Origin of the sequence: Pseudomonas sp. WSY_20 (assembly GCF_043104335.1) — a bacterium.
GTDB lineage: Bacteria > Pseudomonadota > Gammaproteobacteria > Pseudomonadales > Pseudomonadaceae > Aquipseudomonas > Aquipseudomonas parafulva_B.
Genome location: NZ_JBICKP010000035.1, coordinates 1 through 442, shown reverse-complemented (window position 1 = coordinate 442; position 442 = coordinate 1). Strand labels below are relative to the sequence as shown.

Genomic DNA, 442 nt, shown 5'->3' with positions numbered 1-442 from the left:
GCCGGTCTGCCAACGCCTTGACCACTGGGTTGTAGCGCATCGCTACTGTGCCAGCCATGAACAGCCCCGCCCTCAGCCTGGAAGATCCAACACGCGAGATGGCCGTCTGACCGACCTTTTCGCCTGATTGGTGAACTGTCGGGTTCAGCCCAGCAAATGCAACGATCGAAGCAGGGCTTTTGTACTTCAGCGGGTCGCCCAGCTCGGCAAGCAGCAAGGCTGCCGTGGTGTCGCCCAGACCTTTTATGGATGTGATCAGGTCGCGTCGCCCGCGCAGGTCCGGGTCGTCATTGATGGTCTGTTTGATGGCCTCGCATGTCTTCTTTATCTCATCGGCAATATGCCCAATCACTGCCGTGATCGATGGCTGCACCGCCAGCGGCGCTACCTCCAGGCGGTTCTGCTCCATCTGCTGCATTTCCTTCAAGTCGTCCAGGCGGCG

1 protein-coding gene is annotated in these 442 nt (G+C 59.7%); it reads right to left on the bottom strand.

Features of this window, described 5'->3' with window-relative positions; genetic code table 11:
* Positions 1-442: transposase (locus tag ACF8E5_RS09820; protein ID WP_392475214.1), on the bottom strand; the 442-nt coding region annotated here is incomplete at both ends.